This is a genomic window from Flavobacterium potami, from assembly GCF_020026915.1.
Classification (GTDB): Bacteria; Bacteroidota; Bacteroidia; order Flavobacteriales; family Flavobacteriaceae; genus Flavobacterium; species Flavobacterium potami.
Window position 1 is genome coordinate 1,193,962 of sequence record NZ_JAINUY010000001.1, and the last position, 16,278, is coordinate 1,210,239.

13 protein-coding genes are annotated in these 16,278 nt (G+C 35.4%); 6 read left to right on the plus strand and 7 right to left on the minus strand.

Going from position 1 to position 16,278, the window contains the following annotated elements:
* Positions 1-2 precede the first annotated feature (2 nt).
* The 4 genes from K6T82_RS05005 to K6T82_RS24505 all read left to right on the plus strand — a co-directional run bounded on the left by K6T82_RS05005 (position 3) and on the right by K6T82_RS24505 (position 5,654).
* Positions 3-3,173 (plus strand): efflux RND transporter permease subunit, encoded by a 3,171-nt coding sequence (locus K6T82_RS05005; protein ID WP_223704823.1) that lies wholly within the window; start codon positions 3-5, stop codon positions 3,171-3,173.
* Positions 3,174-3,191: 18 nt separating this feature from the next.
* Positions 3,192-4,598: an efflux transporter outer membrane subunit gene (locus K6T82_RS05010; protein WP_223704824.1), complete on the plus strand. Its 1,407-nt coding sequence runs from the start codon at positions 3,192-3,194 to the stop codon at positions 4,596-4,598.
* A gap of 351 nt (positions 4,599-4,949) precedes the next feature.
* Positions 4,950-5,453: a hypothetical protein gene (locus K6T82_RS05015; protein ID WP_223704825.1), complete on the plus strand. Its 504-nt coding sequence runs from the start codon at positions 4,950-4,952 to the stop codon at positions 5,451-5,453.
* 75 nt (positions 5,454-5,528) lie between these two features.
* Positions 5,529-5,654 carry a hypothetical protein gene (locus tag K6T82_RS24505; protein ID WP_255596524.1) on the plus strand — a complete coding sequence of 42 codons (126 nt, stop codon included), beginning with the start codon at positions 5,529-5,531 and terminating at the stop codon, positions 5,652-5,654.
* A 400-nt stretch (positions 5,655-6,054) separates the two neighbouring features.
* On the opposite strand, the gene fucP is transcribed toward K6T82_RS24505, so the two are convergent.
* From fucP to K6T82_RS05050, 7 genes are all read right to left on the minus strand, one after another.
* Positions 6,055-7,359, minus strand: a complete 1,305-nt coding sequence (gene fucP / locus K6T82_RS05020) for an L-fucose:H+ symporter permease (protein ID WP_223704826.1) — start codon at positions 7,357-7,359, stop codon at positions 6,055-6,057.
* 115 nt (positions 7,360-7,474) lie between these two features.
* Positions 7,475-7,918, minus strand: coding sequence for a MaoC/PaaZ C-terminal domain-containing protein (locus tag K6T82_RS05025; RefSeq protein ID WP_223704827.1), 444 nt, complete (start codon positions 7,916-7,918; stop codon positions 7,475-7,477).
* Positions 7,919-8,027: 109 nt separating this feature from the next.
* Positions 8,028-9,101: a Gfo/Idh/MocA family protein gene (locus K6T82_RS05030; protein ID WP_223704828.1), complete on the minus strand. Its 1,074-nt coding sequence runs from the start codon at positions 9,099-9,101 to the stop codon at positions 8,028-8,030.
* A gap of 77 nt (positions 9,102-9,178) precedes the next feature.
* The gene (locus K6T82_RS05035) at positions 9,179-10,402 is read right to left on the minus strand and encodes an extracellular solute-binding protein (RefSeq protein ID WP_223704829.1); all 1,224 of its coding nucleotides are present in this window, start codon (positions 10,400-10,402) and stop codon (positions 9,179-9,181) included.
* A 2-nt stretch (positions 10,403-10,404) separates the two neighbouring features.
* Complete coding sequence (locus K6T82_RS05040) at positions 10,405-11,544, minus strand: CaiB/BaiF CoA transferase family protein (protein ID WP_223704830.1); 1,140 nt, start codon at positions 11,542-11,544, stop codon at positions 10,405-10,407.
* Positions 11,545-11,643: 99 nt separating this feature from the next.
* Positions 11,644-12,786, minus strand: coding sequence for a CaiB/BaiF CoA transferase family protein (locus K6T82_RS05045; protein ID WP_223704831.1), 1,143 nt, complete (start codon positions 12,784-12,786; stop codon positions 11,644-11,646).
* On the minus strand, positions 12,783-13,931 hold the full coding sequence (locus tag K6T82_RS05050) for an ABC transporter substrate-binding protein (RefSeq protein ID WP_223704832.1): 1,149 nt from the start codon (positions 13,929-13,931) through the stop codon (positions 12,783-12,785). Before K6T82_RS05050 ends, K6T82_RS05045 begins: the two co-directional genes overlap by 4 nt.
* A gap of 365 nt (positions 13,932-14,296) precedes the next feature.
* Here K6T82_RS05050 and K6T82_RS05055 point away from each other — a divergent pair, with 365 nt between their 5' ends.
* Together K6T82_RS05055 and K6T82_RS05060 are read left to right on the plus strand one after the other, a co-directional pair.
* Positions 14,297-15,151, plus strand: coding sequence for a fumarylacetoacetate hydrolase family protein (locus tag K6T82_RS05055; protein WP_223704833.1), 855 nt, complete (start codon positions 14,297-14,299; stop codon positions 15,149-15,151).
* Positions 15,152-15,169: 18 nt separating this feature from the next.
* The gene (locus tag K6T82_RS05060) at positions 15,170-16,183 is read left to right on the plus strand and encodes a zinc-binding alcohol dehydrogenase family protein (protein WP_223704834.1); all 1,014 of its coding nucleotides are present in this window, start codon (positions 15,170-15,172) and stop codon (positions 16,181-16,183) included.
* Positions 16,184-16,278: the final 95 nt, after the last annotated feature.

Genomic DNA, 16,278 nt, shown 5'->3' on the forward strand with positions numbered 1-16,278 from the left:
GAATGTTTAAAAAATTTATACAAAGACCCGTACTCTCGACGGTAATATCTGTTATTATCGTTATTTTAGGTGTTTTAGGCCTAATTGAGTTACCGATATCACAATATCCGGATATTGCGCCTCCGACAGTAAACGTGGCGGCAAGTTATACCGGTGCCAATGCAGACGTGGTACTGAAAAGTATCGTAATTCCGTTGGAAGAACAGATTAATGGTGTAGAAAACATGACGTACATGACTTCTACAGCAACAAATGATGGAAATGCTTCGATTAAAATTTTCTTTAAAGTTGGAACTAATCCTGATTTAGCAGCGGTAAACGTTCAGAACAGGGTTTCAAGAGCTACAAGTTTATTGCCTGTTGAGGTAACTCAGGCAGGGGTAACGGTAACGAAAAGTCAAAGTAGTAACTTGTTGATTTTTTCTTTATATAGTGAAGATAAAGCCTATGATCAGACGTTTCTTCAGAATTATGCAAAGATCAATCTTGTACCTCAAATTCAGCGTGTAGTTGGGGTGGGAGATGTAACCGTTTTTGGTGCAAAAGATTATTCTATGAGAATCTGGTTAAAACCAGACGTAATGCAGCAATACAAACTGATTCCAAGTGATATTTCTGCTGCTTTGGCGGAACAGAATATCGAGGCAGCGCCAGGTAAATTTGGTGAAAACGGAAATCAGGCTTTTCAATATGTAATTAAATACAAAGGACGTTTAACAAGCGCTCAAGAATTTGAGAATATTGTAATCAAATCGGTTGGTAACGGCCAAATGCTAAGACTTAAAGATGTTGCTAAAGTAGAGCTAGGATCTTTAAGTTATGCTTCAACAATTAAAACAAACGGTGTAGAATCTGCGGCGATGGCAATTAGTCAGACTCCTGGATCGAACGCACGTGACGTAATCAACAATTCTAAAAAACTGATTGAAGAAGCGGCTAAGAATTTTCCAAAAGGAGTTAAATATACGACTCTTGTTGACGTTAATGAAAACTTAGATGCTTCGATTGAAAAAGTAATTCATACTTTGATTGAAGCTTTTATTCTGGTTTTTATCGTAGTATTTATTTTCCTTCAGGATTTTAGATCGACTTTAATTCCGGCAATTGCGGTTCCGGTTGCGATTGTAGGTACCTTCTTCTTCCTGAATTTATTTGGATTTACAATCAACTTATTAACGCTTTTTGCGATGGTACTTGCCATTGGTATTGTGGTCGATGATGCAATTGTGGTTGTTGAGGCCGTCCACGCCAAACTAGACCACGGATATAAATCGGCTAAAAAAGCAACAATTCATGCCATGGACGAAATTTCGGGAGCGATTATTTCGATTACATTGGTAATGGCTGCGGTATTTATTCCGGTAACTTTTATTGGAGGATCGACTGGGGTTTTCTATAAACAGTTTGGTATTACATTGGCAGTTGCGATTATCCTTTCGGCAGTAAATGCCTTGACTTTGAGTCCGGCGTTATGTGCGCTTTTATTAAAACCACATGCTGATGATCATAAACATAAAAGTTATTTACAGCGTTTCTACACTTCATTTAACGTGGCGTTTGATAATGTTACAGCAAGATACAAACGTTCTGTAAGTTTCCTTTCTGCAAAAAAATGGATTGCTGTGGCATCGATTGTGATTGCGGGTATTGCATTGGTTTATATGATGAAAACGACACCTTCAGCTTTCGTTCCTGCGGAAGATCAAGGAACTGTTTTTGCCAATATTAGTTTGCCGCCATCAGCTTCTATGGAACGTTCTGATATTATTGCTAAAAGAGTAGATAGTATTGCGAAGACAATTCCAGGAGTTAGAAATACGCTTCGTATTGTTGGACAAAACTTTACAGCGGGTGCGGGTAGTGCCTACAGTATGGTTATTGTGAAATTGAAACCTTGGGACGAACGTGATTTAAGTGTTGATGATGTAATCGGACAGCTTTTTGCAAAAACAAGCGGAATTCGTGAAGCGAGTATTTTCTTTATTTCACCTCCAACTATTCAAGGTTTTGGACAAAGTGGTGGATTCGAATTCCAATTACAAGATAAAGGAGGTCACACAACTGCCGAATTCTATAAAGTAAATAACGAATTCTTAGCTAAATTAGCTGAACGTCCTGAAATTCAATATGCAACAACGCCGTTTAACCCTGGTTTCCCTCAGTATATGATGGATATTAATTTAGCGAAAGCCAAAGATGCCGGAGTTTCTATAAACACGATTTTATCTACTATGCAAGGATATTATGGTGGATTGTACGCATCTAATTTCAATAAATTCGGAAAACAGTATCGTGTTATGATTCAGGCTTCTCCAGAGTTTAGAACCAATACGCAAGGATTAAATAAAATTTTCGTTCGTAATAGTGCTGGAAATATGGCACCGATTACAGAGTTCGTTAAAATGACAAGAGTTTTTGGTCCAGAATCGATTTCGAGATTTAACTTGTTTACTTCTATTTCGATTACAGGAGCACCAAAACCAGGATTCAGTTCAGGAGATGCTATTAAAGCAATTCAAGAGGTTGCAGCAGAAAATCTACCTGCAGGTTATGGTTATGAATTCTCTGGTTTAACGCGTGAGGAATTAGCGTCGGGAAGTGAGACGATCTTCATTTTCATCTTGTGTTTAGTATTCGTTTACTTCTTATTAAGTGCACAATACGAAAGTTATATCCTTCCATTTGCCGTATTATTCTCAATTCCGTTTGGATTAGCGGGAGCCTATTTATTCTCGATTATTTTCAAACTGAACAGTAATATTTACCTGCAGATTTCCTTAATCATGCTGATCGGACTTCTAGCAAAAAATGGTATTTTGATTGTAGAATTTGCCTTAGATAGAAGAAGAAAAGGTCTGCCAATTGTACAAGCTGCAATTGAAGGAGCTGTAGCACGTTTACGTCCAATTTTGATGACTTCATTTGCCTTTATTTTAGGATTGGTGCCATTGATGTTTGCAACTGGTGCAGGTGCCGTTGGTAACAAATCGATTGGTACTGGTGCGGTAGGAGGTATGTTAATTGGAACAATCTTGGGGGTTTTCGTAATTCCGGTATTGTTTATAATTTTCCAGACTTTACAAGAAAAAATAAGCGGTCCGGCAAAAGATGGTTATGATGATGAAGATGACGATGAAGACGAAATTCATTTAATAGAAGCTCACAAAGAGTAAAATTTAATTACAACAAAGATGACGAATAGTTCAAATAAATATATTTTACTGGTAATGACAGCCGCACTTATTAGTGCGTGCTCTGTTACCAAGAAATACGAACGTCCTAATACTTTAAAGACCGATCAATTGTATCGTGATCAGTCTTCGACAGATACTACTTCAATTGCAGATATGCCTTGGAATACTGTTTTTAAAGATGAAAAACTGAACGCTTTAATTCAAAAAGGATTAGATCAGAACCTGAATCTGAAAAATGCAATTGAGAATATTGTGCAGGCAAGAGCTTCTCTACGTCAAAGTAAGTTGGCTTATTACCCGACTTTACAATTAGACGCCAGTGCAACTCATAATAAACAATCTCAGGCAGGTTTAAACTTTCCTCCAGGAATTAATATCAATACTTTGACAACGACTTATAAGTTGGGTGTTAGTACTTCTTGGGAAATTGACGTTTGGGGAAAATTAAGCAGTTCTAAAAGAGCCGCTTTAGCAACTTACTTGGCTTCTGATGCTGCGAAACAAGCTGTTCAAACGCAATTAATCGCTGATATTGCAAATAATTATTTCTTGTTATTGGCTTATGACAAACAATTGGAAATTACAGAACAGACTTTAAAAACCAGAATCGAAAATGTTGAAACAATCAAAGCTTTAAAAGAAGGTGCAATTGTAACTGGTGCAGCTGTAGTTCAGAGTGAAGCCAATCAGCATGCAGCAGAAGTTTTGATTCCGGATTTAAAACAAAATATTCGCGAGACAGAAAATGCTTTAAACATTTTGTTAGGACAAGCGCCAGGACCAATTGAGAGAGGTGTTTTGGGAGATCAAATTATTCCTGAGAAAATAGCAATCGGAATGCCGGCTCAATTACTACAGAATCGTCCAGATGTCCGTCAAGCAGAGTTTAATTTCAGAGTTGCCTTCGAATCTACTAATTTGGCTAAAACCTATTTTTATCCAAGTTTGACATTGACAGGAAGTACAGGTTTTTCAAACTTAGAAATAAATGATTTCTTTAGCCATTCGATTTTTTACTCTATTATTGGAGGATTAACACAGCCTTTATTTAATCAAGGTTTAAATAAAATGAGGTTGACCACAGCTCAGTCACAACAATTGCAAGCCTATAATAATTTCCAGCAAAGTCTTTTAGTGGCGGGTCAGGAAGTTTCAAATGCATTGTATTCGTATCAAATGGCTGTTGAAAAAGAAGATTCAAGAGAGAAACAAATCGCTGCTTTAGAAAAAGCAGTTGATTTTACGGAGGAACTTCTAGAATACAGTTCTGCAACCAATTATACAGACGTATTAACATCTCAACAAAACCTTTTGGCAGCGCAGTTAAGCGGAGTAGCAGATAATCTGCAAAAATTGCAAGCGGTTATTAATTTGTACAGAGCTTTAGGTGGTGGTTGGAGATAATAATTTGAAAAAAGATGTAGTTTGTCGTTTTAATCATGCACTTGGTCTAAAATAATATTCTACATCAGTAAAATGTATTTACTTTTGCACTTTTAATACTGTTAAAAGTAAATCTGAAGGTAAGAAACTGTTCCACATCAGGTCATATTTTGAATTATGACTCTCTTATTTAAAGAAAACATGACTATAAAAAACACCTCTTTTTGAGGTGTTTTTTTTTAAAGGTACATCGTCTGAAAAACACTGTTCGTCGATTAATTTTTCGATTCGGTATAATGAATTCCCAAGCTGTAAATATTGGCATTAATTTCGATTTATAGCTACTAGAATTAATATTTAAAATCTAAAGACATGAAAAAGTTAGTATTCGCCTCAGTGCTTTTTATGAGTGTATTTTTTGCTCATGCGCAAGTTTCTATTAATGTAAACATTGGAACTCCTCCAAATTGGGGACCACAAGGTTACGACAACAGCAGGTATTACTATTTGCCAGACATCGATGTATATTATGATGTAAATCAAAGCGTATTTATCTACGACAACGGAGGAAAATGGATACGAGAAAAAAGACTTCCATCAAGATACAGACAATACGACTTGTACTCTGGCTACAAAGTAGTTTTAACAGATTATAGAGGAGATGCTCCGTATTATTATCATTCAAAACACAGAGCTAGCTATCCAAAAGGTTACGTTGGAAAACCTCAAAAAAATAGAGGAGAAAAACCAAAAGGTAACAACGGTAATCACTACGGAAATAACAAAGGAAAAAGTGGCAACAACGGCAACGGAAACAGCCAAGGAAAAAATAAGTCAGACAAAAACCACGATCACTCTAATGGCAAACACCGTTAATCTAAACATGACTAAAAGAAAACGCCTCCAATTTGGAGGCGTTTTTTTTGTTTTAATAGCCACTAATTACACGAATTGGCACGAATTTTCAACAAAATCGATGCTTTAAAATTATTGGAAATTTGTGTAGTAGTTGCTTATTCGCAATCGCTTGGATTGAGGCTAAAAAATGAATTGCCTCCAGCTTCAGCTGGAGGTTAAAAGATCTTCAATTTATCAGGCTTTAGCCAAATTAAGCGCAAAGTTTGGTTTAAGCCTTATTGTTTTCTATAAACAAAAAATCTCCAGCCAAAGCTGAAAGCAATTGATATTTAGACATTTTTATTAAAAATAAATTTGTGTTAATTTGTGTAATTTGTGGCTAAAAATAGAAAATGAATTGCCTACAGCTTCAGCTGGAGGTTAAAAGACTTGGTATTATTAGGCTTTAGCCAAACTAAGCGCAAAGTTTGGCTAAAGCCTTATTGTTTTCTATAAACAAAAAACCTCCAGCTGAAGCTGAAGGCAATTGATATTTAGACATTTTTGTTTAAAATAAATTCGCGCCAATTCGTGGCTAAAAAAAATCCTCTTTAATCCCTATAATCTGTGGCAAAAAAAACTATTCTGAAACTGTTTTCACTTTGTGACCAATAGTTCCAAAAGAAAGAATAATCAAGAAACAGATTAACGGGATAATATATCCTGACTGAATATCATCATGGTTCATATCGATTAAAGTTCCCATTCCGTAGGGAATAATGGCTCCACCAACAATCGACATTACCAACCAAGAAGATCCTGTTTCTGTATTCGATTTTAAATCTTTAATTCCTAAAGAAAAAATAGTCGGGAACATGATAGACATAAAAAATCCGATTCCACCAAGTGCATAAAGAACAATCATTCCTGATCCATAAATAGCAACTAATGAAAGAAGTGCTGAGATTATACAATATATTGAGAGTAATACGTAATCTTTGACGAACTTTAAAAAGAATGTTCCAATAAAACGCCCTGCCATAAATAGAAAACCATAAACTCCAAGGTAATAAGCAGCTGTTTTTTCATCTAATCCTGCTCCTTGTTGTGCAATTCTGATAAAGAAGCTTGTAATGCAAACTTGTGCACCAACATAAAAAAATTGTGCTACAACAGCCCATGTTAGATGTTTAAATTTTAAAACGGAAAAAAATCCCGGTTTTACTTCCACTTCAGTATGTTTTGGTTTCATTGAAGGAAGATGCATGAAGTAAAAAACGATAGCAACTAAAACTAAAACAGTGCCTAAAACGATATATGGCATTTTTACGGCTTGAGCTTCGCCTAATAAATAAGATGCTTTTTCTGCGTCAGGCATTGCTGCCATTTGGGCTGGTGTATGATTTGTTCCTGAAAGAATAAACAATGATCCCACAACTGGAGCAACAACAGCAGCCAAAGCATTAAATGAAGCGGCTAAATTTATTCTTTTAGAAGAAGCTTCAGCAGGCCCTAAAATTGTTGCGTAAGGATTTGCACTCGTTTCAAGAATTGTTAATCCACAACCGATAACAAAAAGTGCAAATAAAAATAATTCATATGTTCTTGAATTAGCCGCTGGAACAAATAAAAATGCTCCTGCAGCAAAAACTAAAAGTCCTGTGATAATACTTGCTTTATAACCAAATTTTTTAATAAGCATTCCTGCAGGAATAGCCATAATGAAGTATGCGAAAAAGACAGATGTATCGATTAATGTAGATTGGCGATTATTTAATTCACAAGCTTTTTTTAAATGTGGAATTAAAACAGAATCAAGATTGTGCGCCATTCCCCAAAGGAAAAATAAACTGGTAATTAAAATAAATGGAATTTTGTAATTAGTACTATTGCCAGTTTCTAAAGGTGCTTCGTGTTGATCACCAGCTTGGTTTGTAATTTGCATTGTTTAGATAGTTTTTTGTTAATTTTTTTTTGGAGTTGCTAAGATGCTGAGATACTAAGATTCTAAGTTTTTTCCTTTGCAGTTTAGTAACTAAGAAGCTTAGCATCTTAGAAACTTAGGATCTTCTTTTCACAAAAAGCAAATGATCACAAACCAAAACAACCTCACCTCGTTGATTAATGATTTCTACATGTTCTGTGACAGCACCTAATTCTGGGTTTTTAGCTTCTCCTTTTTCAGAAATAGTGATTTCAGAATGAATCGTATCGCCAATATGAACCGGTTTTACAAAACGCATTCTATCATAACCTCTTGAAAAAGCTTCCGGATTTATTTCTGATGCAGTCAAACCGATTCCAATACTGAAAATCATGGTTCCGTGTGCTATTCTTTGTCCGAAAGGTTGTGTTTTACACCATTCTTCGTCCATATGGTGTGGGAAGAAATCTCCCGTATGTCCGGCATGAACCACAAAATCAGTTTCTGTGATTGTTCTTCCTACAGTTACTCGTTTATCGTCGATGGTATAATCTTCGAAAAAAGTCGATTTAAAATACATAATTTAGATATTTTTTATCTGTCGGCTCTTTCAAACAACTATCAAAATGAAGTTTGATTTGAAGAGGACTAAATTTATTTTTTTTTGGTTTTGAAATATAGTGTTTTAATTACACTTCATCAAAAGAAATTCCGCCATTTTTACTGCTGATGTAACAAGCTTCCACCACTTTCATTGTGTCTAAAACATCTTGCACGCTGGCAGACAATGTTGCGTCAGAACCCTCTTTAAAACGCATCAGATTAGACATGGCGCCAATAAAAGCTTCTGGGAACCATGAACCTTCTAGTTTAACTTCGGTCCATTCGTATTCTTTTTCATTATCTTTTTTTGGTAAAGCATATTCAAAAACATCGGGAAGACCGTCAGGATAATTCATCAACAAGCCCATTTTTGCTCTAACCGCACCTTTTGTTCCTTCCCATTTGATGTAACTTTCCTCGTGTTTAGGTCCAAAATGATGATCATGATTCGTATTGATTACCACATGCATATCTTCGGCATAATCTAAAATAATGGTAGATCTGCTCGATGATAATTTTTTAAGCGGATGTTTAGCCGTTTTTGCGTAAACTCCTTTTGGATTTCCCAAGAAAGAACGAATACAATCAATATAGTGAACACTATGAAAAAGGATCTCCAATCTTGGATGTTCTTTAATTAATGGAAACAATTCCCAAGGCGTATTTACAGTCACTTTAAATTCAAGATCATATAATTGACCTAGAATTCCTTCGTTGATTAAATATCTTGCAGCACTTACAAATGAAGCAAATCGCAATTGAAAATTTATTGCGGCAATCAAATTTTTTCTTTCGCAAACCGCTACAATTTCACGAGCCTGAGATAAATCGTTACCCATTGGTTTCTGAATCAGAACGGCTGCTCCATCAGGCAGTTGCTCCAAAATTTCGATGTATTGATCAGGTAAAACAGTAATGTCATAAACTGCATTTGAAGGCGCGTTTTTTACAGCATCGGCTACACTTTCAAAAACGTGATCGATTTTGAATTCTTTTTGTAAATCGTATGCTTTTGAAATCGTTCTGTTTGTAATACCAAAAACTTTAAAACCAACCATTTCATAAGCAGGAAGATGCGCATCTTTTACGATGCCGCTTGCTCCAATAATGATGATTGGCTGTTCTGTTTCAGGTAATAAAGGTTTATATGGAATATTCATGATAAACTATTTTTAAGATTAGTGTCAGCTTTGTCAAAGTTTCAAAATTTGACAAAGTTTTTCATGACGGTAATTTTTTATTCTATTTTTTGAATATTAATCTGTGTTTCTTCTAATAATTGTGCCGAAGGAATATCGCTATTAATGGCTTTTAAAACCATGTGATCAATAAATTCACAAACCTTTGGCCAAATTGGCGTTTGTGGTAATGTCAAAGCATTTTCGTGAAGCATTTCCAATTTATGATAAAACGGAATCAAGTTATTGATTTCTTCATCTTTCCAAGTTGATTTTCTACAACCAATACCGCCTTCTTTTGTCAACAATTTGTCGCTTTCGGCAGTTGTGGCAAAACGCAGAAAATCGTAAGCCAATTTTTTATGTTTACTTCCAGAACCAATTGTATACAACCAATACACATTCAAAGAAGCTGTTTTATGATTTGGATCGGATGGAAGGGAGGTAATATCAATTTTACCTTTCACTTTCGATTCTTCAATTACTTGAGCCATTGAGGCAAATCCGAACCAATTGATTGCCATTGCGGCTTGTCCATCGGCGAAAGCCAAACCAGCTTCAACGGAACCAAATTCTTTCGATTTTGGATGAACAGCATTTTTGTTATTTACTATTTTTCTGTAGAAATCTAAAGCTTGAATTCCAGCTTCACTATGAATAGAAATTTGATTTTTATTATTGATTAAAGAACCTCCGCGTGTCCATAATTGCAAGCAGAAGTCAAAAACCATATTGTGTCCGTCTGGATAATTCGCAAAAATAGTTCCGTATAAATTTTCTTCTGGACGATTGAAAAAGGTGGCAATTTCAACAAATTCTTTCCAAGTTTTGGGTGTCGAAAGTTCGTAACCAAATTGCTCTTTGAAATTCTCTTTTTCGGTTTCGTTTTCGAATAAATCTTTTCTGTAAATCAGACATTCAGGTCCGTCGTGAAAAGGAAGTCCGAAAGTTCCATTATCCAGTTTTTGTAAATGCAAAAGCGATTTATGCCAGCCATAAGGATAATTTTCTGGCGGATTTTCTGCAATAAAAGGATATAAATCTTGAACCGCTTTTTCGTGTACAGCATCATAAATCCAATCGGTATTGAGATGGGCAATATCCCATTTTCCTTCTTTTAAACCTTTTTTAGAAATCGTGGTTTCATACAATTCATGAAGTTCCATCGGAATCATTTCGGCTTCAATTTTAATATTGTTCTGAAGGCAGAAAGCATCCCACAGCTTTTGCAGTGTGCTTTCGAAGGGATCGAATTTTCGAACAGCGATTCTGATTTTATCCATTTTTAGCAGTCTATAAATTCTTTAATAATGCGTTCATTATCCTGACCTAATTTTGGTGAACCTTTGCCAGAAGTCAAATATTCGCCGTCAATTTTTATTGGACAGCGAGTTGTTTTATAACTGTAACCATCTAGCATTTCTACTTGTTGAGTGAAATTCAGAACTTTAAAACCATCCTCGGCAAAAAGTTGTTGATAGTTTAAAACTCCTGCACACCAAATGTCAGCAGGTTCTAAAATATCCAACCAAAATTGGGTTTCCTGCGTTTGTAAATGCTCGGCTAAGATGTTTTTGATTTCGTCTCTAAGTGTAAATTTATTTTCAGGAAACTGTAATAAAGCGTCACATTTCAGCAAAGAAGCCAAAACAGGAATGGAACCCATTGCTAAGGCTAAATAACCGTTTTTAGTTTTGTAAATTCCGTATGGCGCTCCCAGATAAGCGTGTGCGTTATTGGTTTTCGTTCGAACAGGCAATTCGCCACCATCATTAAAATAGGTAGTAATAGTTTCAAACTGAAAATCAAATGCCGATTCCAACATGCTGACTTGAATTTGCGCTCCAATATTGTGAGTTGCTTTTCTATATAAAGCCGCTAAAATTCCTTGTGCCAAATGCGCTCCTGCAAGCATATCTACAATCGACAATCCCATCGGAACGGGACCATCTTCTTGATTGCCGCTCAACCAAGTTAAAGCCGTTAAAGATTGCAAAAGCAAATCCTGACCCGGTAAATCTTTCAAATCTGGATGTTCTCCAAAACCTGAAATCGATCCGTAAATCACATTTGGATTAATATTTTTGACATCTTCATAACTCAAACCAATACGTTCCATAACTCCAGGTCTGAAATTATGCATGACAACATCGGCTTTGGCTAATAATTTTTTTAATTTTTGAAGTTCTTCTGGCTGTTTAAAATCAATAGCAAAAGATTCTTTGTTTCTGTTGATGGTATGAAAAACAGACGATTCGCCGTTCATAATCAAATCAGAAGTATATAAGGTTCTACAGATATCTCCCGTTCCCGGTTTTTCAATTTTTATCACGCGCGCACCCAAATCGGCCAATCGTAAACTGGCTGAAGGTCCCGAAAGAAACTGACTGAAATCTACAATTAAATAATCTTCTAAAGGTTTCATTTTTTCTGTTTATTCGTTTAATCGTTTATTTGTTTAACCGTTAATTCGTCGATTTGTTTGATTCGATTAAACGATTAAACAAATAAACGATTCAACAATCTATCGAATAAACTCTTCGTGTATTCTTAAATTATCCTGACCTACTTTTGGCGCTGCTTTTTCGCTAAGCAAAATTTCACCATCCAACTGAATCGGACTTCTCGTTGTAACCAACGTTTCTCCTTCTGTATTTTTTACGGTTTGTTTCAACTGTAATTCATTTACAAAAGGTTGATTGTCTAATTCTTCGTAATTGAAAACTTTTCCGCACCAAATACCTTCTTTCTGCAAGATTTTAATCCAATAATCAGAAGTTTGGGTTTGAATTCTTTCACTCAAAATCGTTCTGATTTCGTCTCGTTTTTCAAACCACAAATGTTTATCCGCGAAAGCGTTAAAATCTAATCCTAACGTTTTTCCGATAAAAATTAAATCGCCCATTGCTAAAGACAAATAACCGTCTTGCGTTTGGTAAACTCCATAAGGCGCGCTTAAAAAAGCGTGGGCACTTCCTTTAATATCACCACGTTCACGCAATTGACCACCATCGTTTAAGAAAGACGTAATCGCTTCAAACTGTACATCTAGAATTGATTCTAACAAACTCACTTCGACCAAAACCCCTTTTTTAGTTTTGGCTCTTTTTAAAAGTGCTGCTAAAATTCCTTGTACAAAATGATTTCCGCACATTAAATCAGCAACTGCCAACCCAAACGGAACTGGACCTTGACTTTTACGTCCGCTTAACCAGCTTAAACCAGAAAGCGATTGTAACAATAAATCCTGTCCAGGTTTTTTAGCCCACGGACCTTCATTTCCGTAACCTGTAATGGTTCCGTAAATAATTTGCGGATTTATAGAAAGGGTATTTTCAAAATCTAAACCGATTTTCTCCATTACTCCAGGTCTGAAATTATGCGTCATAATATCAGCCTTTTCGATTAGTTTTTTAATCAAAACCAAATCGTCTGGATTTTTTAAATCAGCGGCAAAAGATTCTTTATTTCTGTTTATCGTATGAAAAAGCAAACTGCTGTCATCTACAAATAAATCTTTGATACTTAATTGTCTACAAGCTTCACCTTTAACAGGACGCTCAATTTTGATGACACGCGCACCCAAATCGGCTAGTTTTAAACCAGCTGAAGGTCCTGCCAAAAACTGGCAGAATTCCAGAACAATTAGTCCTTCTAAAGGTCTCATACTGTCTGGATTTTTAAAGATTCTGCGTAAAGTCCATTCATTTCTTCTAGTACTTTCAATTCGTCTCCGCCATTCATCAAATAATTACGAACCACATCACCCGCATGATCTTGGAAATACATATGTCCATAATATCTCGGACGAAGGAAAGCGCGCTCTAAAGCAGGTAGCGTATTTTTGAAATAATCATGCGTCACGCCATTAATTCTCTCGCTTTTCCAAGCTTGTAAATGTCCTGGCTGACCACCATTATCGGTATAAATATTTTGTTGTACTTGTGATGAACACGTAAATTCAGCATATTTTATTGCCGTTTCAATATGTTCGCTGAATGAAGAAACAGCCAATCCTGTTCCGCCCAAAGAAGAAATCATCGGGTTATCATTCAAACATACTAAATCATAAAAATGTAAAAGTTTACGGCTGTAACCTTCTCTAGAATAATTTGAGTAACCGTAAGCAAAAGGGCAGTAGGCAATTTCATCAGAATTTACCATTGCTTCGTAAACCTGAATTGGGTTTCGGTTAAAGTTAGCAGGATCAATCAGTTGTGCCAATTCTCTAAACATTTGAAGCGCTTTTTTTCCTGTAGTTTCAGAAATCACTTTTTCTTCAGAAAGGAAAGGAGCTTCTCCTAGACTACAGCAAAACATATAAAAACTCATTAAAACATCGACCGGAATTCCAGCGAAAGCGACTAAACCTTTTTTCGCTAAAGCCAATAAATCATCATAGGTTTTAGGAACTTCTAAGTTGTTTTTTTCTAAAAGATCCAATCGGGCAGAAGCCACAGGAGTTGCTGCATCGATAGGAAGCGCCCATAATTTATCGTGAAAAACATAACTTCCGTATGATTTTCCAACCGTATTAATTTCTTGGTCTTTAATATATTCGTTTGATAAATAATCAGATAAAGGAAGAATTGCTTTCGTCTGTGCTCCAAAACCAGTCCAAGGATGATCGATTACCAATAAATCAAATCTTTTGGCTAAATCTTCGATAGAAGCATCGGCAAATTCTTGTAAACTTCTCTTTTCCCAAGAAATTTCAACTTCAGGATGTAGTTCTGTAAAACGCTGAGATGTGGCAACCATTGGCAACAAACCTCTTGTATGGTTCCAAGTTATGCCTTTTAATTTTATCATTTTTATATAGGAATTTTGAGTAGTGAAATCGATTGAAATAATAAATGTAAAAATTACAATTACAAAAGTAGGAATAAGATTGATATGCACAAGAAATCCTTTCTTTTTAAGAAATCTTTTTTACATAAATCGATAATTAGTGATATTATTTTTACAAACCATCTAAAAAATGTTATAAAAATTTAAAGTTTGGTCACTTTTTAAAGCCTAAAATAAAATATATCTCGAATATTAATTTTTAAAAGGTATTTTTGTAATTGTAATTTTTACATTTATTATTTTTGATGCGGCTTTTTTAGCAGATTTTGAATTAATGAATGCTTGGAAATCAAAAAAAATGAACTAACAATTAAAAATATACGATTATGAAATTAATACGTTTTGGAGAAATCGGAAAAGAAAAACCAGGCGTTATAATTGGAGAAAAGAGATATGATGTTTCTTCGATTGTAACTGATTTTAACGAAAGTTTCTTTGAAGAAAATGGATTAGAGAAATTACAAAAAGCCTTAGAAAGCAATCCGACTTTGCCAGAAGTTGATGCTTCGGTACGTTTAGGTTCGCCTGTGGCAAGACCTTCAAAAATTATCTGCATTGGATTGAATTACATCGATCACTGTAAAGAAACAAATGCTCCGATTCCAACAGAACCTATTATTTTCTTTAAATCAACGACTTCTTTGTGTGGTCCAGATGATGATTTGATTATTCCAAAAAACTCTGAAAAAACAGATTGGGAAGTAGAATTGGCTTTCATTGTTGGAAAAAAAGCAAGTTATGTTGAAGAAGCTGAAGCTTTAGATTATGTTGCTGGATATGCTTTGTTGAATGATTATAGCGAAAGAGCTTTTCAATTGGAGCGTGGTGGACAATGGGCAAAAGGAAAAGGAAGCGACACTTTTGCGCCTCTTGGACCATTTTTGGCTACGAAAGATGAAATCGCAGATGTTGACAATTTAAAAATGTGGCTGACAGTAAACGGTAAAAAATACCAAGAAAGTAATACGCTGAATTTAATTTTCAAAATTCCTTATTTAGTGCATTATTTAAGTCAGTTTATGACCTTGCTTCCTGGTGATATTATCAGTACAGGAACGCCTCCGGGAGTTGGTTTAGGAATCAAACCAGAGCCGATTTATATTAAAGCGGGTGATGTTGTAGAATTAGGAATTGAAGGTTTAGGAACGAGCAAACAGAAAGCTGTAGCGTATCAAAAATAAAAATTAAGAAAGTATAAAATGAAATATATTGTTTGCGAAAAACCGCAGGAATTTCTATTGAAAGAAACGAATATTCCAGAACCAAAAGAAGGTGAAGTTTTATTGAAAATTAAAAGAATTGGGATCTGTGGAACTGATATTCACGCTTTTGGCGGAACTCAGCCGTATTTTGAATATCCTAGAATTTTAGGTCACGAATTGGCTGCAGAATATGTAAAAGGAAATGCAGAAGGTTTTAAACCAGGAGATAAAGTAACTTTTATTCCGTATTTCAATTGCGGAAAATGTGTTGCCTGCAGAAACGGATTGACAAATTGCTGTGTAAACATTAAAGTTTTCGGAGTTCATATTGATGGCGGAATGGCTGAATATGTTTCGATTCCAGAACAATATTTACTGCATGGTCAAGGCTTAGATTATGATGAATTGGCTTTGGTTGAACCTTTGGCAATTGCAGCGCATGGCGTTAGAAGAGCGGCTGTAAAAGCTACAGATACGGTTTTGGTAATGGGAGCAGGGCCAATCGGAATTGGTTTGATTCAGTTTGCGAAAATCGCTGGTGCCAAAGTTATCGTAATGGATATTAACGATTATAGATTGAATTTCTGTAAAGAGCAATTACAAGCAGATGAAACGATTAATCCGTTAAATGATGATGTTGCTGCGAAATTGGCTGAATTGACAAACGGAGATATGGCAAATGTGGTAATTGACGCAACTGGAAATCAGAAAGTGATGAACAGCGCTTTCAATTATATTTCACACGGCGGAAGATTCGTTTTGGTTGGACTTCAAAAAGGCGAATTAAGTTTCAGTCATCCTGATTTCCACAAAAGAGAATCGACTTTGATGAGTAGTAGAAATGCAACTATCGAAGATTTCGAATATGTAATGAAATGTTTGAAAGAAGGAAAAATTGATCCGAAAAAATATATCACTCATAGAACAAGTTTTTCTGATATGATTAATGATTTCGGGAATCTAATTGATCCTAAAAACAATGTGATCAAAGCTTTAATTGAAATAGACTAAAAGTATTATATTATAAAGTACTGTTTGTCATTTCGACGAAGGAGACTCGAGCGATAGCGAATAGGCGAAGCAAATCTCTACAAGAAACTCTACAA

What these genes read in the sequence shown, in the direction of transcription:
- fucP (WP_223704826.1), bottom strand. Translation starts at nt 7,359, where the DNA reads ATGCAAATTACAAACCAAGCTGGTGATCAACACGAAGCACCTTTAGAA.
- K6T82_RS05050 (WP_223704832.1), bottom strand. Translation starts at nt 13,931, where the DNA reads ATGATAAAATTAAAAGGCATAACTTGGAACCATACAAGAGGTTTGTTG.
- K6T82_RS05010 (WP_223704824.1), top strand. Translation starts at nt 3,192, where the DNA reads ATGACGAATAGTTCAAATAAATATATTTTACTGGTAATGACAGCCGCA.
- K6T82_RS05030 (WP_223704828.1), bottom strand. Translation starts at nt 9,101, where the DNA reads ATGAATATTCCATATAAACCTTTATTACCTGAAACAGAACAGCCAATC.
- K6T82_RS05025 (WP_223704827.1), bottom strand. Translation starts at nt 7,918, where the DNA reads ATGTATTTTAAATCGACTTTTTTCGAAGATTATACCATCGACGATAAA.
- K6T82_RS05005 (WP_223704823.1), top strand. Translation starts at nt 3, where the DNA reads ATGTTTAAAAAATTTATACAAAGACCCGTACTCTCGACGGTAATATCT.
- K6T82_RS05015 (WP_223704825.1), top strand. Translation starts at nt 4,950, where the DNA reads ATGAAAAAGTTAGTATTCGCCTCAGTGCTTTTTATGAGTGTATTTTTT.
- K6T82_RS05035 (WP_223704829.1), bottom strand. Translation starts at nt 10,402, where the DNA reads ATGGATAAAATCAGAATCGCTGTTCGAAAATTCGATCCCTTCGAAAGC.
- K6T82_RS05060 (WP_223704834.1), top strand. Translation starts at nt 15,170, where the DNA reads ATGAAATATATTGTTTGCGAAAAACCGCAGGAATTTCTATTGAAAGAA.
- K6T82_RS05055 (WP_223704833.1), top strand. Translation starts at nt 14,297, where the DNA reads ATGAAATTAATACGTTTTGGAGAAATCGGAAAAGAAAAACCAGGCGTT.
- K6T82_RS05040 (WP_223704830.1), bottom strand. Translation starts at nt 11,544, where the DNA reads ATGAAACCTTTAGAAGATTATTTAATTGTAGATTTCAGTCAGTTTCTT.
- K6T82_RS05045 (WP_223704831.1), bottom strand. Translation starts at nt 12,786, where the DNA reads ATGAGACCTTTAGAAGGACTAATTGTTCTGGAATTCTGCCAGTTTTTG.